The organism is Xenorhabdus sp. XBWT (assembly GCF_059072735.1).
Genome location: NZ_CM180990.1, coordinates 680,532 through 706,417 on the forward strand (window position 1 = coordinate 680,532; position 25,886 = coordinate 706,417).

Annotated in this window: 13 protein-coding genes and 3 pseudogenes; 11 read left to right on the top strand and 5 right to left on the bottom strand. The window is 44.5% G+C overall.

The window, feature by feature from the left end; genetic code table 11:
• The first annotated feature begins 57 nt into the window (after positions 1-57).
• The gene (gene tcdA / locus AC5JQI_RS02980; RefSeq protein ID WP_493913686.1) at positions 58-870 is read left to right on the top strand and encodes a tRNA cyclic N6-threonylcarbamoyladenosine(37) synthase TcdA; all 813 of its coding nucleotides are present in this window, start codon (positions 58-60) and stop codon (positions 868-870) included.
• A gap of 148 nt (positions 871-1,018) precedes the next feature.
• Here tcdA and csdE read toward each other — a convergent pair whose 3' ends face one another.
• Both csdE and csdA read right to left on the bottom strand, forming a co-directional pair.
• Positions 1,019-1,477: a cysteine desulfurase sulfur acceptor subunit CsdE gene (csdE, locus tag AC5JQI_RS02985; protein ID WP_493913687.1), complete on the bottom strand. Its 459-nt coding sequence runs from the start codon at positions 1,475-1,477 to the stop codon at positions 1,019-1,021.
• Between the two features lie 61 nt (positions 1,478-1,538).
• On the bottom strand, positions 1,539-2,747 hold the full coding sequence (csdA, locus tag AC5JQI_RS02990; protein WP_493913688.1) for a cysteine desulfurase CsdA: 1,209 nt from the start codon (positions 2,745-2,747) through the stop codon (positions 1,539-1,541).
• 403 nt (positions 2,748-3,150) lie between these two features.
• Between csdA and AC5JQI_RS02995 the strand changes: the two genes are divergently transcribed.
• The 8 genes from AC5JQI_RS02995 to AC5JQI_RS03030 all read left to right on the top strand — a co-directional run bounded on the left by AC5JQI_RS02995 (position 3,151) and on the right by AC5JQI_RS03030 (position 12,504).
• Positions 3,151-4,077, top strand: a complete 927-nt coding sequence (locus tag AC5JQI_RS02995) for a transcriptional regulator GcvA (protein ID WP_237385910.1) — start codon at positions 3,151-3,153, stop codon at positions 4,075-4,077.
• Between the two features lie 21 nt (positions 4,078-4,098).
• The gene (locus AC5JQI_RS03000) at positions 4,099-4,500 is read left to right on the top strand and encodes a DUF423 domain-containing protein (RefSeq protein WP_493913689.1); all 402 of its coding nucleotides are present in this window, start codon (positions 4,099-4,101) and stop codon (positions 4,498-4,500) included.
• Positions 4,493-5,590 carry a 23S rRNA (cytidine(2498)-2'-O)-methyltransferase RlmM gene (rlmM, locus tag AC5JQI_RS03005; protein ID WP_237385908.1) on the top strand — a complete coding sequence of 366 codons (1,098 nt, stop codon included), beginning with the start codon at positions 4,493-4,495 and terminating at the stop codon, positions 5,588-5,590. The genes AC5JQI_RS03000 and rlmM overlap by 8 nt, the downstream gene beginning before the upstream one ends.
• Positions 5,591-5,962: 372 nt before the next feature.
• Positions 5,963-7,402, top strand: a complete 1,440-nt coding sequence (locus AC5JQI_RS03010; RefSeq protein ID WP_493913690.1) for a serralysin family metalloprotease — start codon at positions 5,963-5,965, stop codon at positions 7,400-7,402.
• A 184-nt stretch (positions 7,403-7,586) separates the two neighbouring features.
• Complete coding sequence (locus AC5JQI_RS03015; protein ID WP_237385906.1) at positions 7,587-7,919, top strand: AprI/Inh family metalloprotease inhibitor; 333 nt, start codon at positions 7,587-7,589, stop codon at positions 7,917-7,919.
• A gap of 20 nt (positions 7,920-7,939) precedes the next feature.
• A complete protein-coding gene (locus AC5JQI_RS03020) occupies positions 7,940-9,712 on the top strand; it encodes a type I secretion system permease/ATPase (protein ID WP_493913691.1) in 1,773 nt (590 codons plus the stop codon).
• A 51-nt stretch (positions 9,713-9,763) separates the two neighbouring features.
• On the top strand, positions 9,764-11,101 hold the full coding sequence (locus AC5JQI_RS03025) for an HlyD family type I secretion periplasmic adaptor subunit (protein WP_493913692.1): 1,338 nt from the start codon (positions 9,764-9,766) through the stop codon (positions 11,099-11,101).
• 5 nt (positions 11,102-11,106) lie between these two features.
• Entirely contained in the window at positions 11,107-12,504 is a 1,398-nt protein-coding gene (locus tag AC5JQI_RS03030; RefSeq protein ID WP_493913693.1) for a TolC family outer membrane protein, read from the top strand.
• Positions 12,505-12,644: 140 nt separating this feature from the next.
• Here the strand turns inward: AC5JQI_RS03030 and AC5JQI_RS03035 are convergent.
• Positions 12,645-12,791: pseudogene (locus AC5JQI_RS03035) on the bottom strand (transposase domain-containing protein); the annotation flags it as partial.
• Positions 12,782-12,910, bottom strand: a pseudogene (locus tag AC5JQI_RS03040) (DUF4277 domain-containing protein); the annotation flags it as partial. The pseudogenes AC5JQI_RS03035 and AC5JQI_RS03040, both read right to left, overlap by 10 nt.
• Before the next feature lie 126 nt (positions 12,911-13,036).
• On the opposite strand from AC5JQI_RS03040, the gene AC5JQI_RS03045 reads away from it, so the two are divergent.
• Positions 13,037-13,789, top strand: coding sequence for a methionyl-tRNA formyltransferase (locus AC5JQI_RS03045; RefSeq protein WP_493913694.1), 753 nt, complete (start codon positions 13,037-13,039; stop codon positions 13,787-13,789).
• 150 nt (positions 13,790-13,939) lie between these two features.
• Here AC5JQI_RS03045 and AC5JQI_RS03050 read toward each other — a convergent pair.
• Positions 13,940-14,438: pseudogene (locus AC5JQI_RS03050) on the bottom strand (transposase); the annotation flags it as partial.
• 732 nt (positions 14,439-15,170) lie between these two features.
• Here AC5JQI_RS03050 and rtxA point away from each other — a divergent pair.
• Positions 15,171-25,754 (top strand): MARTX multifunctional-autoprocessing repeats-in-toxin holotoxin RtxA, encoded by a 10,584-nt coding sequence (gene rtxA / locus AC5JQI_RS03055; RefSeq protein WP_493913695.1) that lies wholly within the window; start codon positions 15,171-15,173, stop codon positions 25,752-25,754.
• Positions 25,755-25,886: the final 132 nt, after the last annotated feature.

Genomic DNA, 25,886 nt, shown 5'->3' on the forward strand with positions numbered 1-25,886 from the left:
ACAAAGCTGTAGCTTGAAAGACTAAGGGTATAGGTGTTATTCAGGATCTATTTAGTGATGCAAATTTCTCTCTCTGATGCTTATCTCCAGCGTTTTGCGGGCACCGCTCGACTATATGGCCAGAAAGCGCTTTCATTATTTGCCCGTTCACATGTCTGTGTGGTGGGTATTGGCGGTGTCGGTTCATGGGCTGCGGAGGCTCTGGCTCGAACAGGCATTGGTGCCATCACATTGATTGACATGGATGATGTCTGTGTTACCAATACCAATCGCCAGCTTCATACTCTGGTACAAAATGTCGGGTTGCCAAAAACGGAGGTCATTGCTGAACGGATACGGGCGATCAATCCAGAATGTCAGGTGACTTGCATTGATGATTTTGTGACGCCTGATAATGTAGCCGAATTGATGTCCACAGGATTCAGTTATGTGATTGATGCAATTGATAGCATACGGCCAAAAGCGGCGTTATTGGCCTATTGTCGCCGTCATAAGATACCCGTTGTGACAACTGGCGGAGCTGGTGGGCAACTTGACCCTACCCAGATTCAGGTCGTGGATTTGGCAAAAACGGTACAAGATCCGCTTGCAGCTAAATTGAAAGAACGTTTGAAGTCGGATTACCGCGTTGTGAAAAATGGTAAGGGCAAATTAGGCATTGATTGCGTTTTTTCAACAGAACAACTGGTTTACCCTCAATCTGACGGGACGGTTTGTGCGGTGAAGAGTACTGCGGATGGTTCGAAACGGATGGACTGCGCTTCTGGTTTTGGTGCCGCAACGATGGTTACGGCAACCTTTGGTTTTGTGGCAGTCTCCCACGCCCTGAAAAAGATGGTGGCAAAAGCCGGGCGGGAAAATACGTTGTAATATACCCAATGGATTTCAAGATGCAGCACGACGGCAAGGGAATGAACCCCCAGGAGCATAGCTAACTATATGACTGGGGTGAGTGAGCGCAGCCAACAAAGCTGCAACTTGAAAGACGACGGGTATACGATATCTACAAATGCAGTCTCTACTGTATATAGGTACGGGCAATATCCTCAATGGTATTAATCAAGGATTTCACGCCATTGAGCCGTGAGCCACTTAATTGCTGTGTGAGACCGAGTTGCTGGAATAATTCCATTAAAGGCGTTTGTAAAATCTGTGCTGGTGTTTTGTTTTCTACGACGGTCAATATAACGGCTAATAATCCTTTGACAATGCGGCCTTCGCTATCAGCGTAAAAATGCAGATGGCCGTCAGAGAGTAATTGATGCCCCAGCCAGACCCGATTTTCGCAGCCGGACATTTCAATGTTTTGTTGTTTTAATTCATCCGCTAAAGTCGACATTTTTCTGGCTAACAGAATCAGCTGCCGATAGCGATCTTCCCACAATTTGCATTGCTGGAAGTTTTCAATAAGGTGCTGTTCCGTGATTTCCGTTCCGAACGGGTGCGGTGCAAGGATAGTATCTGAAAGTTGTGTCATCGGTTATGTATCTTGCTGTGAGTTTATTGGGGTTTTTAATCCGTTCATCATTCATCATTCATCATTCATCATTCAGCAGCGACAGGGCAAATTTCACAGCGCTGACCAGCTTATCTGCATCTTGTTGATTATTATAAGGCATGAATGAGGCTCGCAGACAACCATTGACGCAGAGGGCATCCAGCAGAGGCTGAGCACAATGCTGGCCTGAACGCAGTGAAATATTTTGTTCAGCAATTAAGGTTGCTAAATCACTGTGGTGTATTCCTGCAATATTGAAAGCCAGAAGGCTGGAATTCGCCGTACGGTAACTGATAAATCCCGGTAAAGTGCTGAGTTGTTGCTCGGCATAATCCGTCAGGGCGATTGCATGGGATTCGGCAAGCTGGATATCAACGGTTTTCAACCATTCCAAGGTTGCTGCAAAGCCGATTACACCAGCGACGTTCGGGGTGCCTGCTTCAAAGCGATAAGGTACGGCTTCCGGTGTGAAACCCTCGAATGAAACTCGGGTCAGCATTTTTCCGCCCCCATGCCACGGTGACATCATATTCAGTAACTCACTTTTGCCGTACAGCACGCCTAATCCGTTCGGGCCATACAGTTTATGGGCAGAAAAAGCGTAAAAATCGATATCCAATTGTTGCACATCAACGGGAGAATGCACGATACCCTGAGCGCCATCAACCAGTACCCGGCAATTATATTGATGTGCGAGTGTTGTGACCCGGGTGAGATCCACTGTGGCACCAGTCACGTTCGACATCTGGCTGATGGCAATCAGTCGGCTTTTTTCATTCAACAGTTCTGCGAGCGTTGCTATTTCTGGCTGACGGTGGTTGCTTATCGGCCATTTAACGATTTTGGCTCCGGTCTGTTCTGCCAGAATCAGCCACGGAAGCAGGTTGGAATGATGTTCCTGTTCGCTGACTATGATTTCATCGCCAGCACTCAGGCGAGGGCGAAAGTAACTTTGTGCGACTAAGTTAATGGATTCAGTCGTGCCTTTCGTCCAGATGATATCTTCAGGTAATGGCGCGTTAATTAATTCCGATACCAGTGATCGAGCCTGTTCATAACGAGCGGTCATGGCTTGTGCAGTGGCGTGTTGGCTGCGATGAACCGTTGCACTGTGGTTTTGGTAATAGTGCTCGGTTGCTTCAATCATGCATATTGGTTTTAATGCCGTAGCGGCGCTGTCCAGAAATATGGTTGATTGTTGCAGGGCAGGAAATCGCTGGCGGAATTTTTCTGAGTCAAAGGCTTTCATAAATGATGTTAATTTAATCGTTGTGTGATAAAGAATAAGTTTTTCTTTAATCAGGTTAGGAAGGATTCTACAGGAAAGTTGAGAAAAAAAGCACCGCAATTGCGGTGCATTAAAAAATCACTATGGACAGACAGGGTAAATGTACAGGAAGTGAAAAAATAGTAGCCTAAGCTACGAGGTCTGGTAATCCCAGACAACTTGCAAACACAACATCACAACCACAAAGCCAAAAGTATCAATGTATTGCTACAAAGAGGCTTTTCGTTCCGGCTTAGGAAGTGCGCACACTATAGGGATTTGCTGGTATATCATCAACGGAAAAATTATAATGATTCGGATTATAAAAACTAATACCTGAACGAAAAGAGTTACCGGTATCGTCACCACCATATAAGAAACGAATATGTCCAAACGTTTGCCTCCACTCAATGCGTTACGAGTTTTTGATGCTGCTGCCCGTCATTTAAGTTTTACTAAAGCGGCAGAAGAATTATTTGTGACTCAGGCTGCTGTTAGTCATCAGATGAAAAGCCTGGAAGATTTTCTGGGATTGAAGCTTTTTCGTCGTCGTAACCGTTCGCTACTGCTAACCGAAGATGGTCAGAGTTATTATCTCGATATTAAGGAGATTTTTATCGCGATTAATGATGCAACTCGTAAGCTTCAGGCACGCATCGCTAAAGGTGCATTAACGGTCAGTTTATCTCCCAGCTTTGCCATTCAATGGCTGGTTCCCCGGCTTTCTGGCTTTAATCAGAGTTTTCCGGGCATTGATGTCAGAATTCAGGCGATAGATAGGGAAGAGGATAAACTGGCTGATGATGTTGATGTGGCGATTTTTTATGGACGAGGCAACTGGCCGGGTTTGAGGACAGATCGCCTCTATCCGGAATATCTGCTGCCTGTTTGTTCCCCTTCGTTGATGATGGGAGATCGCCCATTAAAAACGCCCGCAGATCTTGCCAAACATACTTTGTTGCATGACTCATCCCGGAGGGATTGGCAGGCCTATATTCGTCAGCTTGATATGCAACAGCATATCAGTGTCCAGCAGGGGCCAATATTCAGTCATAGCTCCATGGTAATTCAGGCTGCTGTTCATGGTCAGGGGGTTGCTCTTGCCAATAATGTCATGGCGCAAAATGAAATTGATGCGGGTCGCCTTGTCTGCCCATTCAATGATGTTTTGGTCAGCAAGAACGCATTTTATTTGGTTTGCCACGATAATCAGGCAGAATTGGGTAAAATTGCGGCTTTCCGGAAATGGATACTGACGCAAGCTGCGATTGAGCAGGAAAGATTAGGATTTATCACTCAATATATCCAATAGCGGAGAATCAGGAGCTGTGTGATGAGTAGCAGAGCCATGCTTATTTTTGTTGGTATCAGTGGTTTTTTCTATGTGGCATTGGGCGCAATGGGGGCACATATGCTGGCTCCAGTCCTGACACCACGTCAGATGGAATGGATTCATACCGGCCTGCAATATCAGGGATTGCATACACTTGCAATGATGGCCTTGGCAGTCTTGTTAATGCGCCAGCCAGTGGCACAATTTGGCTGGAGTGGCATTTTTTTCTCAGTGGGAATTGTGCTGTTTAGTGGCAGTCTTTATTGTCTGGCTTTTTTATCTTTACCGCTAAAATTTTTAGTGTATTTAACACCAATTGGTGGGTTCAGTTTTCTCATTGGTTGGTTATGTGTATTAATTGGCGCTCTGCGTCTAAGGAAATCGGCGCTTAGCCATGAATAAAGTTGCTTTATATTGCCGCCCTGGTTTTGAAAAAGAGTGTGCGGCAGAAATTACCGATAAGGCGGGTAAGAAAGAAATTTACGGTTTTGCCCGCGTGAAAGAAAACAGTGGTTATGTACTGTTTGAGTGTTATCAGCTTGATGATGCCGACCGTTTGATCCGTGAAATTCCGTTTAAGGAGTTGATTTTTGCCCGCCAAATGTTGGTTGTCGGTGAATTGCTGAAAGATTTACCGCAAGAAGATCGCATTACTCCGATTATGGGTATGCTGATGGGAGTGATTGAACGGGCGGGTGAGCTGCGTGTAGAAGTACCGGATACCAATGAAAGCAAAGAGCTGATGAAATTCTGCCGTAAGTTTACGGTGCCGCTGCGTAACGCGATGCGTCAGGAAAAACTCTTGCTGACAAAGGAAAATCCCAACCGTCCCGTGATCCATGTCTTTTTCATTGCACCGGGTTGCTGTTACGTAGGGTATTCCTACAGTAATAACAATTCCCGTTTTTATATGGGTATCCCTCGCCTGAAATTCCCGTCAGATGCGCCAAGTCGTTCAACACTGAAACTTGAAGAAGCCTTTCATGTGTTTATTCCTTATGACGAATGGGAAGAGCGTTTGAGCAGCGGCCTTCATGCCGTGGATCTCGGTGCTTGTCCCGGAGGTTGGACTTACCAGCTTGTGAAACGCAGTATGCTGGTTCATGCGGTAGATAATGGCCAGATGGCTGATAGTCTGATGGAAACGGGTCAAGTGAAGCATCATCGTGTGGATGGCTTCAAATTTGAACCAACAGTGAAAAATATTTACTGGCTGGTTTGTGACATGGTTGAGAAACCTGCCAAGGTTGCACAGTTAATAACGGATTGGGTGGCAAAAAGCTGGTGCCGCGAGGCGATCTTCAACCTTAAGTTGCCGATGAAAAAGCGTAACGAAGAAGTGGCTCATATTTTGCTGAAAATGGAACAGCAATTAAAAGAAAATGGTGTGAATGTTCAAATTCAGGCTAAACACTTGTATCACGATCGTGAAGAGATCACGGTACACGTTCGCCGTATTTGGTCTGTATATGCACATGAACGAGATTTTTGATGATTTTGGTGTTTAATAAATTTCAAGTTGCATAAAAAAAGCGCAATTTGAAAAAGGGAAGGGTTAAAATATAATTCTTTCTTAAGATCAATTCTCAGTAGATAAAAACAGTATTATTTAATAAAAAATAATACTGTTTTTTTGTTATCAAAAAAAATCATTTAAGATCTAATAATTAAATATATAAACTAAATTTGTTTAATATGTATTCTAAAAAGATATATTAATTATTTTTACACGGACAAGAACTAACGCTATTTTATTCTGGAGTTTTATTTCTATAGAATTTCAAAAAGAATTTAAAACGTTAGCGCCCGTTATTACTAATATTTCGGGTTTTAGGATATTCGTCTTTTTTTACAGGAGATTTATATGACCTCAACGAAAAAATATACCTATGTGGGGTTATCTGATTCCAATTACGTTCAGAATGTTAACTCACTTCTCACAGCCTATGTTCCAAATTCTGATCCTGAAGTTCGTGTTGCACATAAGGTATTGGCAGATGAAGCACCGGATGAGCTTGTGCGTGATCACTATAAATGGGCTAATAAATACGTTAATTCTTCTGGGTCATTAGAATTATCGTATAACTTTCTGGAATCAACGCCACCTATTATGCCATTATTTAAGATTTCCGATTTCAGTGCTTTTAATGAAGAGCAAAAAGAAGCCGCGAAACTTTCTTTACAATCTTGGTCTGATATTGCCAATATTAAATTTACCGAAGTGAGCAGCCCTAGCCCTAATAAGGCCAATATCAATTTCGGTTTCTTTGATAAGAGTCTCAACAAGGATTATGCATTTGCAAATCTGCCACAGGGACAGAAAACGGTTTATACTTGGTATAATGCGAAAAGCCATACTTTTGTAGACAATGACATTGATGTGAATGGCTACATCCGCCACACTTTCACTCACGAAATTGGACATACATTAGGTCTGGATCATCCTGCCGATTATGACGATTCTGATGAAATCCGTCCGAATTATACTAATACAGCGGAATATTTCGAAGATTCCCGTGCCTATACCGTCATGAGTTACTTCAGTGAAAAATTCACGGGTCAAAATTTCAAATATGGGTATTCATCTGCACCTTTGCTGAATGATATTTCCGCCATTCAGGAGTTGTATGGTGCGAATATGGAAACTCGCAAGGGTGATACCGTGTACGGTTTCAATTCCAATACCGAGCGCGATTTCATGACGGCTACCGATGCCAATAGCAAACTCATTTTCAGTGTCTGGGATGCTGGCGGTGAAGATACCTTTGATTTCTCCGGCTTTACTCAAAATCAGCGTATTAACCTGAATGAAGGCGCTTTCTCTGATGTTGGCGGCTTGAAAGGCAATGTTTCCATCGCCCGTGGCGTTGTGATTGAAAACGCGATCGGTGGCAGTGGGGATGACATTCTGGTGGGTAACAGCGCTGATAACATCCTGAAAGGCGGCGCAGGTGATGACATCATTTATGGTGGCCTTGGCGGTGATCATTTGTGGGGTGGCGAAGGCAACGATACATTTGTTTATCTGAATGGAAACGAATCCTTGAAAGATAACCCAGATTGGATTCATGACTTTATCTCTGGTGAAGACAAGATTGATCTGTCTGATTTCAATTTCGGCGGCACTGGCGATATCAAATTCGTGGATTCGTTCTCAGGTAAGGCGGGCGAAGTACTGTTCACTTATGATGAAGAGAATGATGTAACCGATTTGGAGATCAGCCTCGGTGGTGATCTGTCTGGCAATGATTTTCTGGTGAAAGTGATCGGGCAACCGTTAACTGAGGCAGATTTCATCGTCTGATGAGTTCATCACAATAACGAAATACTGCCGTATGCCTCCAAGTGTGCGGCAGTATTATGGAAAGGAGGTAACCATGTTATATAAATATCGAAGTTTATTGCCTGTTTTCTTTAATTCCCTTTTATCACTTTTTCCGAAATTGAGTTTATCGATAATTTTGTCTCTCTTTTTTGTAGGAGGATGTATGGCTAGTAGTTTGAGACTTCCAGCAGCCGATGAGTTGAAAGGATTATGGCAACTCTCCGATGGGAATAAGCTGTGCAGTATTGAATTGACTGATAGCCGTCTGCCTGAAGGTTCAATTTGGGCTGTGAAAGGTGATTCTTGTGTGACTGAATTGATTGGACAGCCTGTTGAAGGATGGTATCCGTCTCCTGATGGCATCGCATTAACCGATGATGATGGTAATAGTCTGGCCTTTTTTAGCCATGAATCGGAACAGTGGATCGCTTACTTTGTTGATGGCAAGGAACTGGTCATGACATTTAGTGGTACTGCGAAGGCAGTAACGAAGTAAAACATGATGAAGGGATGGCTGTGAAACTACATTTTCCGAAGGATGAAATCACGAATGTTATCCGTGCCCGCAGCAGGGTTTTCTGGACTCTTGGATTATTTACGGCATTCATTAATATGCTGATGTTGGTTCCTTCTGTTTATATGTTGCAGGTATATGATCGGGTGTTGCCATCCAGCAATGAAATGACCCTGTTGATGCTCACGCTTATCACTCTGGGAATGCTTGCCATCATGGGCGGGCTGGAATATATCCGGAGTCAGGTCGTGATCCGCATTGGCAGTCAGTTTGATATGTGCCTGAACCAGCGGGTTTATACTGCTTCGTATGAATCCAACTTAAAAAGCGGTTCAACAGATGCCGGGCAGATGCTCAATGATTTGGCGACTATCCGTCAGTTTCTGACAGGCAATGCCCTGTTTGCCTTTTTTGATGCCCCTTGGTTCCCTGTCTATCTCTGTGTCATTTTCCTGTTCAGCCCGTATCTGGGTTTATTGGCGCTGACAGGGGCAATCATTTTGATCACGCTGGCGGTATTGAATCAGTGGTTATCTCAAGCGCCCTTGGCAGAAGCCAGTAACCTTTCTTTACGTTCCACTCATTTGGCCAGCACTAATTTGCGCAATGCGGAAGTGATTGAAGCGCTTGGCATGTTACCGACATTGCGTCGTCGTTGGTTTGATTTACATAAACGCTTTCTTCATTTTCAGCGTATCGCCAGTGAGCGATCTGCATCGATCACTGCCATAACTAAAACTGTCCGCATGGCTCTGCAATCGTTGATTCTGGGATTGGGGGGATGGCTGGCGATTGCGGGAAATATCACACCAGGCATGATGATTGCCGGCTCTATTTTGATGGGGAGAGCATTATCCCCGATTGAGCAGTTGATACAGGCCTGGAAGAGCCTGAGCGCGGCCCGTTTATCATGGCAGCGGTTAAGCACGTTACTGGAAGCACAGCCAGAGCGCAGAAGTGGAATGTCATTGCCAGCGCCAAAAGGGGAATTGCGGTTGGAGAAAGTGTCAGCAATCCCACCGCGTAAGACTCGGGTCTTACAAGCCCCACAAAACGGAGTGGCACAAAATCCCCAGTATGTTTTACAGGATATCAGCATTGCCTTGAATTCTGGTGATGTTCTGGGCGTGATTGGTCCCAGTGCGTCGGGTAAATCCACTCTGGCACGTTTGCTGGTAGGCATTTGGCCTGCGCAGGAAGGTGTGGTACGGCTTGATGATGCTGATATTTACCAGTGGAACAAAGATGAATTGGGGGCATTTATCGGCTATCTGCCGCAGGACATTGAGCTGTTTGGTGGCACAATTGCAGAGAACATCGCCCGTTTTAGTGATGTTGATCCTGAGAAAGTCATTGAGGCAGCGCAAAAAGCGGGTGTCCATGAATTAGTGCTCAATCTTGAGCAGGGTTATGACACGCTGATTGGAGCGGGGGGAATGGGGCTATCGGGCGGACAAAAGCAGCGAATCGGTCTGGCCCGCGCTTTGTACGGCAACCCGTCGCTGGTGGTATTGGATGAACCTAACTCGAATCTGGATGATATGGGTGAAAAAGCACTCAGTCATGCGATTACGCAATTGCGGGAGCAAGGTAAAACCATCATCGTCGTTACTCATCGGCCGGCATTGCTGTCGCAGACGAACAAAATTTTGCTGCTGGTTCAGGGAAAAATGAAGCTGTTTGGTCCTTCCCAGCAAGTCATGGCGGCGCTGTCTCAATCTCAGGTTTCGTCACAACCACAGTCACCGCTAAAAGTGACCGAACGTGCGTCGTAACATGATTCAACCCTATTGTAATTCTTGGGATATGGCTATCCGGGAGTAAATATGTCTTATCAGAACAACGCAGAAGATGCCCAACAAGAGGCATCGGGATTATTGCCGCTGGATGCGAATCGTTACCTGCGAACCGGCTGGCTGATTATTGGCATTGGCATTTTGGGATTTCTCATTTGGGCGGCGTTGGCACCACTGGATAAAGGCGTGGCTTCTTCGGGGATGGTCGTCGTGGATGGTAACCGTAAAACAGTTCAGTCTCCTGTTAATGGGATTATCCGGCAAATTCAGGTAAAAGAGGGGCAACAGGTCAAGGCTGGTCAGGTTTTGGTTCAGCTGAGTCAGGTGCAGGTCAATGCACAGATTGATTCCCTCAAACAGCAACTGTACACCACACGTGCGACGGAAGCGCGATTGCTGGCAGAACAACAGGGACTGGAGGTGATCGTTTTTCCTTCCACATTGCTGACTGAACAATCAGAACCCCGTATTCACGATATTTTGGCGTTGCAGAAACAGCTCTTTTTATCACGTCGTGAAATGTTGCGCAGTGATCTGGCTGGAATGCATCAGGCTGAAGAGGGGCTGAATTTCCAGATCAAAGGACTACGGGCAGCGCTGGTGAGCAAACAGCAGCAACAGGATTCGCTCAAAGAGCAGATGACGAATTTGCGTCCCCTGACGGAAGAGGGCTATTTTCCCCGTAACCGTTATCTGGAGTTGCTGCGCAGCCAAAGTGAATTAAGTGGCGGCATGGCTGAAATGGCGGGGCGAATGGGGCAGCTTGAAAAGCAGCGACAGGAAACACAACAGCGGGTGATCCAGCGTCAGGCAGATTATCAGCGTGAAGTGCGCAGCCGACTGTCGGATGTGCAGGTACTGGCGAATGAATTGAAAAATAAGCTGGAAACAGCGCAATTCGATCTGTCGCACACTGCCATTATTGCCCCGGTAGAGGGGGTGGTAGTCGGGTTAACCGTGTTTACCCAAGGTGGGGTGGTCGCTTCCGGTGAAAAGCTAATGGAAATTCTGCCAGCCCAAAGTGCGCTTGAAGTGGAGACACGACTGATGGTGAGTCTGATTGACAAGGTTGCCGTGGGGCAGGAGGTAGATTTGATGTTTACGGCTTTCAATCAGAGCCGGACGCCGAAAGTCACGGGAAAAGTGGCGGTGGTTTCCGCCGACCGTTTGGTGGATGGCATCACAAGGGAGCCTTATTACCAGATGCGATTAAGAGTTACGCAGGAAGGCATGGAAAAACTGGCGGGATTGAATATTAAACCAGGCATGCCCGTTGAGGTATTCGTCAAAACCGGTTCACGCTCTCTGCTGAGTTATCTGTTCAAGCCGTTGGTGGACAGGGCATCCACGTCACTGATTGAGGAGTAAGGGCGATGTTGAGGTATCACGGAATTACCCATGGGCGCACTTTGTTACTGCCTCTATGTTTGACTCTGTTATTAATGGGGACATCCATCTTTGCTGGTTTTGCCAGGGCGCTCTCCTTGACAGAGGCTTATGCGTTGGCTTTACAGCACGATCCCACCTTTCAGGCTGCCATTAAAGCGCAGGAAGCGGGGCAGGAGGAGAAAAATCTTGGGTTGGCGGAGTTATTGCCCAGATTATCATTCAGTTATCAGAATGCGCCGAAGAATGGGCAGAAGATGGTATCTCATGCTGTCGATCCACGGGGCAGGAACACCAAAGAGAGCCGCAACCGGCAATATCGCAGTTACAACAGTACGGTGCTTCTGACCCAGCCATTAATCGATTTCGAGGCTTGGGCACGTTACCGTACCCGTCAGGCCTATGCATTGATGAGTGATGCCCGTTTTCGCTCAGATAGTCAGCAATTGGCGGGCAGGGTTGTCAACAGCTATGTGGCGGTGGCTTATGCGCAAGACAGGTTGGAGCAAGTTACCCAGCAGCGGGTTGTTTATGAAGAACAATTGGCGCTCAATCAGAAATTGTTTGTTTCTGGGGAAGGTACTCGCACGGATGTAGCCGAAACTCAGGCCCGTTATAGCCAAGTGTTGGCAGATGAGTTAATCGTACAGGATGAACTGGATGCCGCCATCCGCGGCTTACAATTATTAGTTGGCATATCATTGCCGGCAGACTTACCGATTAATCGCCTGTCCAACGTCCCCAAGTTCAAAATCATCAAACTGGATGCAGAACAGTATGCGGATTGGGAACAACGGGCGTTGCGGCATAACCCCCAGCTGGCGGCTGCACGGCAGAAAGTGGATGTGGCGTATCAGGATATTGAGAGCAACCGAGCGGGATTTCTGCCTAAACTGGAACTATACGCTTCCCATAGCAAAAATAAATCCGGCAGTGATAACAGTATCGATCAAGAATACCGGACAGATTCTGTTGGCTTACGTGTCTCAATGAACCTTTACAATGGCGGCGGAACCTCGGCTGCCCTGCGTCAGTCAACAGCGAATTATGGCAAGACTAAATATGAGATGGATGCCCAGACGGGCGAGATATTAAATATGCTTCGCCGTCATTATAACGCCTGCATGAATGGTGAGAAGCGGATACGGGCCTATGAAAACGCTCTGGAAGCTGCTGAATTACAAGTGGAGGCAACCCAGAAAAGTGTCGCGTTGGGGCAGCGGGTGAATGTTGATATTTTGAATGCAGAACAGCAACTCTATACCGTCCGCCGTGAACTGTCTCAGGCGAAATATGACTATATGAAAGCATGGATAGGCTTGTTGAGTGAGTCAGGCCAATTAAATAGTGAACATATTAATTTGATTACTGGCTATTTTGGCTGAAATGATTAACGTGTGACACTATTTATCATTCTTCGTTACGTTTTCTCGCAAGATTCATCTGGAAATGGGTATCACGTGTTATACATTTTCAACGCGTTATTTGAAACAGATTTCAAGATGCAGCCAATAAAACGTAAGCGTCAACTAAACGACACCTTGCTTATCACCTTTTTCCATGGCAGCAGTTTTTCCAGATCCGGCACGGGTTGGCATAACTCATCCAGGCAAGTCATGACATAATCGAAGGGGATCAGTCCATTGGCTTTGGCCGTTTCAATGACGCTATATGCGCTGAATATTTTGGGATAATAGCATCAATCATGCGGGGCAAACCGATTTCATGACAAAAAGCGGCGATAAGACCAAGATGATCAAGACGTTTAATGGTGGGTTCTGGTGTGGACATATTCGTTTTCCGGCAAATAAAAGTAATAGATCAAAATTGGCGGCCACCGTCAATCCAGCCCAATGTATTAAAGACCCCAAATAGGGGCAAGATCACACTATTTTTAAATCAGGAATGCGGTGCGGAATGGCGGCTATATCATTGGGAGTGCCAATTAAACGACCAGAAAAAGTAAATTCACAAGAAATTATAATATCAATAAAAGAAGTTAATCCAGATTATTTTATTGTTGCTAATTTCCAACAGCTATTAACTAGAGAGTTATTAGATGTTCCTAATGTTATGCCTATTAATTTTCATCCAAGTCCTTTACCTCGTTATGCAGGGTTGGCACCATTCCATTGGATGATAAAAAATGGTGAAACTAAAACATCTATTAGTGCTATTAGAATAGATGAAGGTCTTGATACTGGGGAGATAATTATGCAGAGACCTATTCATTTTTCAGAAAAAGAAACTTGTATTGGTTTGAGAATTCTTCAGGAAGAACAAAATATTTTAATGTTGTTAGATTTGATACCTCTTATGGTAAATAATAACTTTTCTTATAAACCTCAAAATATGCAAAACCGTAGTTACTTTGGTCGTCCAAAACCTTCTGATTATCATCTGGATTTCCGGCTTGAGGCTCAGGTATTAGAAAGGTATATAAGAGCAGCATATCGTCACCCAGGAGCATATTTTTTAACAAAAAATTATCTGAAGATTGTCGTGCTTTCAGCTAGTGTTACCAATATCCCGTCAAACTTCGAAGAACCTGGCGAAATTAGATATTCTAAAGGAAAAACTTTTGTTGCAACAAAAGATTTTTGGCTTCAGCTACTAACTATTGATATGGATGGCGTAGAGGTGCCAGCATTGTTATTAAGTGATAAATAAAAAGTAAATAACCATAACTATGTTCTTGATAATAGCCGAATTAATACAAATGCAACAGGTGGATTTTTAGAGATCGAGTAAATTGTAGTATGTTTTGCAGCCGACTAAAATAATAGCCTAATAAATAAGGTTTCATAATAGTGCTACACCCATTATTTTGATAAATAAATAATAATTATTTTTTATCCTGTTAACATAGGTGACTTGTTCTGTTTGCGCATTGAGGCAGCTAGCAAGATAATGTTTTTCATTTTTTTCCGGGGTAACAACCCGTTTTTGCTGGCTTTTGAAACACCAATCCGCTCCGATTTTCGGATTCAAATCAATACCCACTTCATCTTCATAAAAAACAGGATGGTGCTTGAGATATTCGCTTTGGCTGTCATTATCCTTGCCATTTTTTCATTATATTCAGGGTCAGGCTGTTGCACGGTAGATAACGTGCTAAATGCCACTGAATATGCCGCCCGGCAGGTAAGCTCTGCAAGCCTGTCCATCCTTATTCTCTAAACTTTTTCAGCCAACGCCAGACAGAAGATTTAGCGCAACAAAGTATCCCGGCGAACTGAGGAAGAGAATGTGTTTTACACAGTAGAAGTATCCCCATGATCCGGCGCGCATAATTTTTATCAGATGTCTTTTGAACGATTTTTTCATCTGCCGCCGTTCATTTCGGGAAGTGAGTGGTATGATAAGCATGACTCGATCCTTTTTTCTGTGATTTTGCGTTTTGGGAACAAAAATTTCGCAAATTTAGGGTCGAGTTTCTTTGATAGTCTTACCATTTTGACAAGCTATTTAGATAAGTAAGCTAAATTTCCCTGTATTCTTGATGTAAAAATGTTAATGGTTTTTACTGTCTTATTGCATTTTGAGCATCAATGTGGGGATATGGGGCAATATATGGGGGGTAAACAGACTTTCTGGTGTGTAAATATTGATTTTAAGTTTTTGCCCTATATTATTTTATTCCACTTATTCATTTAACCACATTTATAGATATATAAGCTCATTATGCCTCTGAGCTTAATGTTTTTGTTTCCTTGTATATTTTTTTGTCTTTGTGAATAAATTTATTTTTGGGGATGAAATATGTTTAAAAAATTTGAACAAATCATCTCTGATATCAGTTATAACGAAGGGGACTCTTTATTTCATTATTTAGAAAAATAATAGCCCGAAAAATGACTGAAAACAGCAATCAGCCTGAATTAGAACAGATTATATAAAAGAATATCTGATTGATTGCTGTCATTGTTTTTTTCCGTGGAAAGTCAGAGGGTTTGTATCGTTCACGGGATATTAGATTCTCAAGACAACTGCTATATCCGCCAGATGTAGTGGTTTTCTATTTAAGCTAAACTAAATTAAGGGCTTGTTTATGGGGAAATCATCAAACCGCAGTACAGAATATTTCTTTACCGGGAAATATCAAGATGATGATGATAGTAATAATATTGTCGCTGTTGGGGTAGGGGGAGTTATTTATGCTGAAGGAGGAAATGATCATATTACTGTTGGTTCGCTAGGGGCAACAATCTATGCCAGTTCTGGCGATAAGGCTGTAAATGGTGGTGCCGGATATTTAAAAATAGTGAGTATTGACGGTGATCTGAATGTACATGGCGCCGCAGGTTACGCAAGTATTGATAAAAACGGTAATGGCAATATTTCATTTGCTGGCGTGGCGGGCGGTGTTTCTATGGATCACCGAGGAAGCCGCGGTCATTTAAATTTCTCTGGAGCCGCTGCTTATAACAACCTGAATCGTAAAGGACAATCCGGTGATGTGACGTTTAAAGGTGTCGGCGGTTATAACGAGTTATGGCATGAAACTCATCAGGGTGATTTAAACTTTACCGGAGCCGGTGCTGGCAACAAAATTGACCGTGACTGGCATGAGCACTATGAGAAAAGCCACGGGGATGTGAAATTTGTTGGCGGGGGTGCCGCGAATAGCATCAGCTCACGGGTCGAAAGCGGTAATATTGATTTCACAGGTGCAGGGATTGATAACCACATTATCCGTAAAGGGAGAGAAGGAAATATTATCTTACATGGTGCAGGAGCATCAAACCGCATTGAACGTTTGCGAGAAAGTAAAGATAAATATGAACAGACTCGCGGTAATATCGAATTTGAAGGCGCAGGTGGTTATAACAAAATTTATTCTGATATAGCTCATGGTAATATCAGTTTCTCCGGTGCCGGTGGTTACAATGAAATATCAAGAATAGGTGAAGAAAGCGATTCGTATGATAAAGCTTTGGAATACGCTAAAGCTAAAGAAATTGTATTAACAACGGCGAAGATGGGAGTCAGTAAGCCCCAGCAAGTGACAGGCATTAAATCAACTACTGAGCCTAATACTTATCTCTTTGCATTTGCTGATGAAATGTATACTAAGATCAGTAAAGTTCAGCTGAGAAATGATCCTGAAACCAATAAACTTAGTTATTACGCCACTTCATGGCGTAAAAATGGTAATCAACTCAAAAATCTTGCTACGAAAAATATCTCTTTAGAGAATGGATTTGATTATATAAGCAATGATAATGATTATCGTCTTTCTAATTTAATCTTTGAGCATTATCAACCCGTTACTATTCAACATACTGTTGAAGAAGATTTGCAGGAAAATCAATGGGTGACTTATGCCAGCGGAACCACCGCTAAAGCAGAAGATATCACATTGATTGATGCAAAAATGCATGGGCGTTCAATTCATTCTGGTAATTTGGTATTGGATGTTTCAGCGGTGAAATCGAATCGTCGATCAAATGCTTATGTCTATGCTAAATATGTCGAATCATATACCAAAGTGGTCATGGTAGAGTTGAAAAATGATCCTAAAACCGGAGAGCTGAAATATTATGCCAGTGCGTGGTACAAAGCAGGCGACCATACCGGTGATTTGGTCAATGAAGATTTTTCAATCGCAAATGGTTATAGCTCGATGGAAGTGGGGGGATATTCACTAACTAACTTTAAATATCAAGCCGATACTGTACGCCGTGTCTCTGAGCATTTAGAACATATTGAAGAAGATAGTCATCAAGAATTGGTGAAATCATCTTCGAATATCGGTGATAGTACCGGTGATGTTAATTTTAGCGGTATGGGTGGTGGAAACGTTATTAAATCCAGTGTGATACATGGCAATGTTAATTTTGAAGGTGATGGGATTGCTAATGTCATTCTTCATAGCTCGAGATTCGGTAATACGCATTTTGAAGGCGCAGGTGCTGCCAACGTTATCGAGAAAAGTGGTCAAAAGGGCAACCTGTGGTTCCGGGGTATCGGTCTGGCAAATGTTCTCGTTCATAAAAACCAGAGTGGCGAAATGGATGTTAACGCTGGCGGTGCGGCAAATGTGCTGGTTCGAATCGGTGACGGGCGGTATCTGGCTCATCTTCTGGCGGTGGGCAATATCTCGATCCATAAAGGTCATGGTGACAGCCGGGTTATCATGTTGGGGGGATACAACACTCACACCCAAATAGGTGATGGCAGCGCGGACTGGTTAGGGGCGGGCGGTTTTAACGTCATGACCCAGAAAGGTAAAGGAGAAGTCTCTTCGGTATTGGTGGGAGGGGCCAATGTACTGACCAAGCTTGCAGCAGGTCATCTGGTTTCCGGTATGCTCGGTGGGGCCAACATTATCACGCATATTTCGGGTGATAATGAAATATCAGACACCACAGCAATTGCGTTGGGCGGTGCCAATATCCTGACCAAAAAAGGGAGAGGTGATGCTGTTGCGGTGATGGGCGGTGGTGCGAATGTTCTTACTCACATTGGTAACGGTAGTACGCAGGGTGTGATGTTGGGTGGTGCCAATATCCTGACCAAAGTAGGCGATGGTGACACTACGGGCATTATGCTTGGAATTGGTAATGTGCTGACCCATATCGGTGACGGTCAGACACTGGGGGTCATGGGGGCAGCAGGTAACATCTTTACTAAAGTGGGAGATGGAACCGCAATTGCGGCCATGATTGGTGCTGGCAATATCTTTACCCATGTTGGTAACGGTGATGCATGGGCGTTGATGGGCGGTCTGGGTAATATCTTTACCAAAGTAGGGGATGGTAAAGCGCTGGCTTTGATGGTAGCCGAAGGCAATGGGTTTACCCACGTTGGGGATGGAATGAGTGTTGCCCTGATGCTGGCGGAGGGTAATGTTGCAACCAAAGTGGGTAATGGTACGACCCTGGCAGCAATGATAGGCGAAACCAATGTGATGAACCATGTCGGTAATGGTCAAACATTTGCCGCTATGATCGGGGAAGCCAATATCCTGACGAAAGTGGGTAATGATTTGACTGTCGGCTTAATGGTGGGGAATGCCAATATCTATACTCACGATGGTGATGGGACAAGTATTGGTTTGTTTGCCGGTGAGTTGAACGTGATGACCAGAGTCGGTGATGGTACAACGCTGGCGGCAATGTTTGGTCAAGCTAATATCATGACGCATTCCGGTGAAGGCTTAACAGGCGTACTGGCACTGGGTAAGGCGAATATCGTCACCAAAGTGGGTGATGGTTTTATGGGGGTTGTGGCAGCGGCTGAGGCTAATGTTGTCACTCATGTGGGATCATCAACGACGGCTACCGTGCTATTAGGTCAAGGCAATATTCTGACCAAAGTGGGTAGAGGCACGACGGTCGGCCTGCTTATTTCTGATGTGGGTAACATCATGACACACGTTGGTGATGGTACAACTATTGGTTTCGCTACAGGTAAAGCTAATATCATTACCAAGGTGGGGAATGGCACTGGTATTAACGCCGTCTGGGGTGAGGCTAATGTCCTGACTCATGTTGGTCAGGGCGACCGTTACAATTTCGCGAAAGGTAAAGCCAATATCATTACCAAAGTGGGAGGAATGCGAGAAGTTACGGTAGTCCAGGGAGATGCCAACATTATCACCCATGTTGGTAACGGTGATGATTACACGGGAGCCTGGGGCAATGCTAATGTCATTACTAAGGTAGGCGACGGGAATAATGTGGTACTCGCCAAAGCTGATGCCAACGTTGTGACTCAAATTGGTAACGGTGACAGCTTTAACGCCTTGTGGAGTAAAGGCAATATTGTCACCAAAGTCGGTGATGGTATGCAGGTTACTGCGGCAAAGGGTAAAGCTAATATCACCACCACGGTGGGGAATGGTTTAAGCGTGACTGCGACGCATGGCGACTTTAATGTGAATACCAAAGTAGGTGACGGAGTTTCAGTCAACGCGGTGTGGGGTGAATATAACGTTAATACTAAAGTCGGCAATGGTCTTAATGTTGCGATCATGAAAGGCAAAGGCAATGCCAATATTCATATTGGTGATGGTCTGGGGATCAATGCCGCCTATGCACGCAATAATGTGGCGATTAAGATTGGTAATGGTGATTTCTACAGTCTTTCTATTGCAGAGAGCAACACACAAAGTAGTAATCTCTCTTCTCTGTTTAAGAATATTAAACAAACTGTGTTAAATGTAGAAGGTAGCCAGGCGATTAATTATCTGATCCATGGTAATGAGGCTAGCACTTCCGGAACCAATAAAGGTAGAAGCGCGATTAACTTAACCGAAGTTTCTGCCATTGATGGCTTCCAGATGGATAAAATTGATGAAGTTAATGCGGATCTGGTTAACAACTTGAGCGGCACAATAACCCCGGTAGAGGTGCCTAATACTGAGGTTATTCAGAATGTCTTGCAGATTGGAGATAATGTTGGTTCAGCTAAGGATCAGGCATCACCACAAGCTGATGCGGTTATCAGGTATGCGAAGCAGGATAAAGCCGCGCAAAATGCGTTAAACAATAAAGAAAAAGCTGAGATGAATCGTCAGCTCCTGGAACAAGAGCAAGATAAACAGCTTAAAACAATTTCAAAATCACAATCCCAATTAGAATCAACCAATCAAGATGCGCTGAATAAGAATGGGCAAGTACAGCGTGATGCAATAAGTGAAGAGTCCAGGATGGTCACAAAAGAACTATTCTCCATGACTCGAGGTATGGATGCGCTTAAAAACTATGGAAATTATGATGGCAAATCAGGTGATGAGTGGCGTAATCGGTTTGCTGTTGGATATCTGGATAACACCCAGAACAAATTCAATGATGCCAAACTTACGGCACAGAAAAAATTAACTGATGCACAGCAGAACTTTATTGATAAACGAGAAACAGTAAAAACAGCAATTAAGAAATCATATGCAGGTCTTGAGAAAAGTTTTGAAAATATAGAAGGTGCAGACAAAGATATTGCAGACGCTAAGCAAAAAGCAGAGTTAAGAAAAGAAGAGGCGCTATTACAGAAGCAACGGGCCAAAAAAGCAGAGGGTGACGCCAATACCGCGTATAAAAAGGCGGAACAGCGTGGTAAAAATGATAGTACAGCGGCGAAAGATAAAGCTGCACAGGCGCAGGATAATGCAAAAGGTGCGAAACAGGCTGATGATGCTAAACCAGAACGTATCGGGGCAACTGGCAGTGGTTTGTCTGGAAAAGCTTATACATCGGTTGAGGTGGCGAAATCGAAGAGTCATATCAATCCTGCATCGAAAACGGAATCTGACGGTTGGATCAGTGAAGATCTTGCACTAACACAAGAAGATTTGGCCGCCTTGAATAACGCGCAACAGGCAGTCAATCGGCTACAGTTCAACAAGGGTATCCGTTCAGAAAATACGGGTGCTTCGATTATTTCAATGTTTGCCGAGAAATCATCCGATAGCATTGTGGTGCCAGCCTCAAATAAACCCAGAGAGTTAATCAGAAAAGCGCCAACAATTTCGGGTATTGATCTGCGAGGGTTAGGGGAAGATAACCATAAATCTCATTCTTCTGTACTTAAAGAATTAGAGCTTGTCTTACTGAATAAGGGAGACAAACAGTTTATTGATTCTACCAAAAGACGTTTTGGTTCGATAAATACCGATCTGCCTAGTAAGGCGCTGGTGGCCGTACGTGAGGTTTTTAACCGTACCGTCGAACGGCCCGATGAACAGCATGTATTGCAGCTTGAGAACGCGCTAGCTCATTGGCAACAGCATGATCCCAAAGAATTTGCTCAGCGTAGTAAGCTGGTGAAAAGCTTGCGTTTTGAGATGGGGGAGCTGGTTGCTCATGTTCAGGCTCGGAGAGCTGAGTCAGCCGGGATTTTGGGTATCACTGTACCACCTGAGCAGGTTACGCAGTTTGAACAGCAAGTATCGTTCGATGGGTTTGGCTGCGTGGTAGGTCTGAAAGGTGATATCCCACAAGACGAGATTGATCTCATTACTCATTTGCAAATTAAGCCATTAACCCAGATTAACTCTGTAGCAGAGCGGGATGCACCTAAGACCGAAAGTGATAGCCTTATCGTTTTCGTCAGCCGGTTGGAACAGGCGGCTATCCCAGAAGGTAGTCCCCTGATTGAACGCGCCAGAGAACTTTGGCTTACCGGGCAAGTAACAAATGAAAAAACCAAAGAATTATTTAAGGATGCTGTTACCCAGTTGCGAATGCATCCTGAGTTGCACACGCTGACTCAACAGCTGTTGGCTGATGCCAACAAAGAGAAGGCCACCGGACAATATATTGATAACCTATTTGGCCGTCATTTTGATTCTGAACTGGCTTATGAACTGGTGAATACGGCATCACCGGAGGCGAAAGATACCGCTAAACAAACAGGTAACTTCCTGGTACAGGACTTTGATAAGTGGATAAGTGGTTTTTATCCCGAAGGTGCTGAACGTGACCAGAAAATTGCCAGCAAGATGCAATCTTTTGCCAAGTCGATTGATAAGGATTTTCGCCCTTGGTTCAGCAGGGTGCCTGAGATAATGACATTCCTGGACGATCCGACTTTTTCCAATTTCAAGACCATGATGACTAAGGTTGATGATGGTTTTTCTGTGATTAAGGTGCCGTTTCTGGCGGTAAAAATGGCGACTACACCGGGAATGGGGATGGATAGTGCTGACTGGAAGAGAAAAGGAGATATTTTCTATCAGGATGTGATCACTAAAGCCCGTTCAACCAGTACTGATCTGACTACTGGGACTGATGTTACGCACAAAGTCGTTATCACGGAAAAGCAGACCAATGATTATGGCACGGCGTTGCCCTACCAGTCGGCGAATAACAAACATGACGACTTTTTGTATGGCAGGAAGGTTGCAGCAGGTCGGATCTTGACCCCGGGACAGGAAACTGCTTTTGAGCGTAATGCGTTAGCGCAAGGTCAATCTGTAGTGACCGGTGCATCTGGCTCAACCAATATCATGGTTCACCTCAATAACTATATTGCTAGTCAGCAGCCTACCTTCCCAACTGGGCAGAGCTATCTCAATACGCTGGCATTCTTGGTATTTGATGGTGGTCATTCTGTCAACGAAAGTCTGGCGGTTTACAAGGCATTACAGGCAACGGGTGATGAGCGTCAGCAGGTACTGAACAGCTATACTGCTAATTATCAGGATCTGGCAGATATTGCTGGGGAATCGGGTAAGGTGTGGGTAAATCAGGCGCTGGATAATGCCTTTAAAGAAACTCAGGCGTTTTCTCAAAAGTATACGGTGGTAAAACCGCAAAACCGCCCTGCGCTGGAAGACTTAGACGGGTTATCTGACAAAAATAAAGGGGTAGAGCCGACTATTATCGACGATAGTCATCTGAATAAGGCTGTTGATGGCTGGCAAATGGTGGAGGTGACTCCACAGATTGATGGTCGCGAAACGCGTTTTGAGGGTCAGATCATTCTTCAGATGGAAGATGACCCGATAGCTGCCAGAGCAGCAGCTAATCTGGCGGGCAAACACCCGGATTCCAGCGTGGTTATTCAACTCGACGCTAACGGTAAATATCATGTTGTTTATGGCGATCTGTCTAAATTATCAAACAAATTACGCTGGCAGGTTGTCGGTCATGGCCGTGATACATCAGAACAGAATAACATTCGTCTGAGTGGTTACAGTGCCGATGAATTGGCGACGAAATTAACGCAGTTTTATCAGAATGCTAAGCTGGGCGAAAAGGCCATCAGCAAACCCGATCACATCAGTCTGGTGGGTTGTTCACTGATTAGTGATGATAAGCGGGATGGTTTTGCTCGTCACTTTATGACTGAGTTAGATAAACAAGGTATTCGCAGTAATGTTTCAGCCCGTAGTAGCGAAGTTGCGGTTGATGCAACAGGCCGTAAATTTACCCGTGACGAAAATAACCAATGGGTTAACAACTTGCCTGATAACAAAATCGTATTGAGCTGGAATGCAGAGAATAAACTGATAACTCATACAGAACAGGTTCGTCGTGGTATTGCTGAAAGCGATATCAACTTCTCTAAAGTCGGCTACACAGAGGTTGATTCAGTTACCAAAGGGGCAATTGCCGATAACACTGAAGTTTTCATTAAGCCACAGAAGCGTGAAAAGGTTAACACCAGCGATAACTCGCATCGTCAGCTCAGTTACTCCGGTAATATCCAGGTGAATGTTGGTGACGGAGAGTTTACCGCACTTAATTGGGGAACATCGAACGTCGGCATTAAAGCGGGAACCGGTGGTTTTAAATCACTGGCTTTCGGTGACAACAATGTGATGGTTCACATCGGTCATGGTGATAGCAAGCATAGCTTCGACATTGGCGGCTATCAGGCGCTTGAAGGGGCGCAGATGTTTATCGGGAATCGTAACATTAGTTTCAACCAGGGTCGCAGTAATGACCTGATTGTGATGATGGATAAATCCATCCCAACTCCACCGTTGGTCAATCCATTTGATGATGCTTACCGTATTGCTGACGTATTGAAAGGTATTGCCCGTTCCGGTGAAAAGCAAGATTGGTTAGCGGCACAAGATCAGCAATGGACAATCGCCGGTGCGAAGAAGTTTGTGCGTGATATATCTGGTTTAGACCAAACCAGCAGTGTGGATTACAAAACATTGCTTAATTTGGACTCACAACATGAACGTAGCAGTCGTGGCTTGCAGTATGACGCCGAATTAGCACTGAATAAGAAACTTAATCAGTGGCTAGATAAAAATGACAATAGTATTGAAGTGGGCAAAATAAGCCGTGCAGACAAATTCCGTCAGGCCAATCAGAAGCTGGCTTTCAACTTTGCTGTTGGCGGGCGTGGAGCTGATATTCAGGTTACGACTGGTAACTGGAACTTTACGTTCGGTGATAATATCCAGTCAATTTTGGATACCAACCTGGGTTCACTGTTTGGTTTGATGACCCAGCAGTACTCAGTAACGGGTATGGCGAAGACCACCTTCATCTATAACCCGCAGGATTTGCCGCGTCAGCTTAAAAACAAGCTGCTTGGTCGATTGGCGGAAGTGGGGGCAGATACTACCTTAGCGGATATCTTTGATGTGGACTACACCACAAATGGACATATTGTTTCCCGTACAGGTAAGCCTGTTGATGGCGAGGCTATTCTGAAAGAAATGCTGGAAGTAATAAAGAAATTTAGCGGTGATCAATTGGAAGCTTTCACCAACCCAGATAAATTGTTGGATAGTTTGGAAGCCGGCATCAATATGGGAGAAGATGGAGTCAGGATATTTGCGGAAAGTCATGGTTTGAAAGAGAAAGCGCCTGATGAAAATCAGGGACAAGGCGCTGTGATTAGCATCAACGAAAATAGCGTTCAAGCTAATAGTAAAGCAGAAAGTGCATTTGGTTTTAATTCGCTGAATTTACCTAACCTGTTTGCAATGATGTTTAGCAAAGATAAACAAGCAGAGATGCAATCGTTAGTGACCAATTTGAAAAGAAATCTAACAGCAGATTTGCTCAATATGAGGCAAAAAACCTTTGATTTCCTGCGTAACAGTGGTCATCTGCAAGGAGATGGCGATATTCATGTGTCGTTGGGTAATTATAACTTCAACTGGGGTGGTGACGGTAAAGATCTCGGTGCCTATCTGGGCGATAACAATAACTTCTGGGGTGGTCGTGGTGATGATGCTTATTACTCATTAGGGACATCCAACAGCTTTACCGGTGGTGAAGGGAATGACCTGGGTGTTCTGATAGGACGTGAAAACTGGATGTTTGGCGGTAAGGGTGATGATACCGCAGTAGTGGCCGGACGCATTAACCAGGTCTTTATGGGTGAAGGTAATGATCAAGCGTTTGTCTTTGGTGAAGGTGGCTTTATTGATGCGGGTAACGGTCAGGATTATGTTGTCACCTCCGGTAACTACAACCGGGTGGATACCGGAGCAGGTCAGGACTATGCTGTTACCATCGGCAATAACAACAGGGTTGATTTAGGTGAAGGCAATGACTTTGCCAGAGTATTTGGTAATGACAACCGGATCGACGGTTATTCCGGCAATGATACAGTTAAACTGATGGGCTACCATGCGGTGATTAACGGTGGAGAAGGTGATGATCACCTGATAGCGGCGGCTATTTCGAAGTTCAGTCAGTTTGACGGCGGAGAGGGGCAGGATCTGCTGGTACTGGGCGGCTATCAGAACAGCTTCCAGGGTGGCGCGGGTGCAGACAGTTTTGTGGTCAGCACCGAGGTGATTGATAACCGGATTAGCGATATTAACGCAGAAGATATGATCCGCTTTAATGGTGTTGACTGGCAAAATCTGTGGTTCCAGCGCAGTGGATACGATTTGGTGTTGTCAGTGAATCGTCCTGCTCGGGATAAAACTGCTCAGAGTATATTTGCATCAATGGGTTCAGTGACTTTTCATGATTACTTTAATGGTAATCGTGCCAAATTAGTGGCTCAAATGGGTAATAAAGATGCATCAGGAGAGCGAGAATTTACTGCATTATCAGATAATGCGGTTGATTCTTTGATTCAGGCTATGAGCAGTTTTGCCCCGACAGCGGGGGATAATGGTTTCATTGCGAATCTGGATAGTAAGGCGAAAGTCGCTATTGCAATGGCGTGGGCAGATACCACCATCGGCAAGGGGAAGTTTGCCTGATTAACGCTTTATAATAAAAATAAAAAATAAGAAAAAGTTGTAATAAGAATAAAAGTGGCTCACAGAACAGGTGGGCCATTTTTTGTATCAACTGACAGGGAATAGAAAAGGACATATAGTTATGCCTGATGA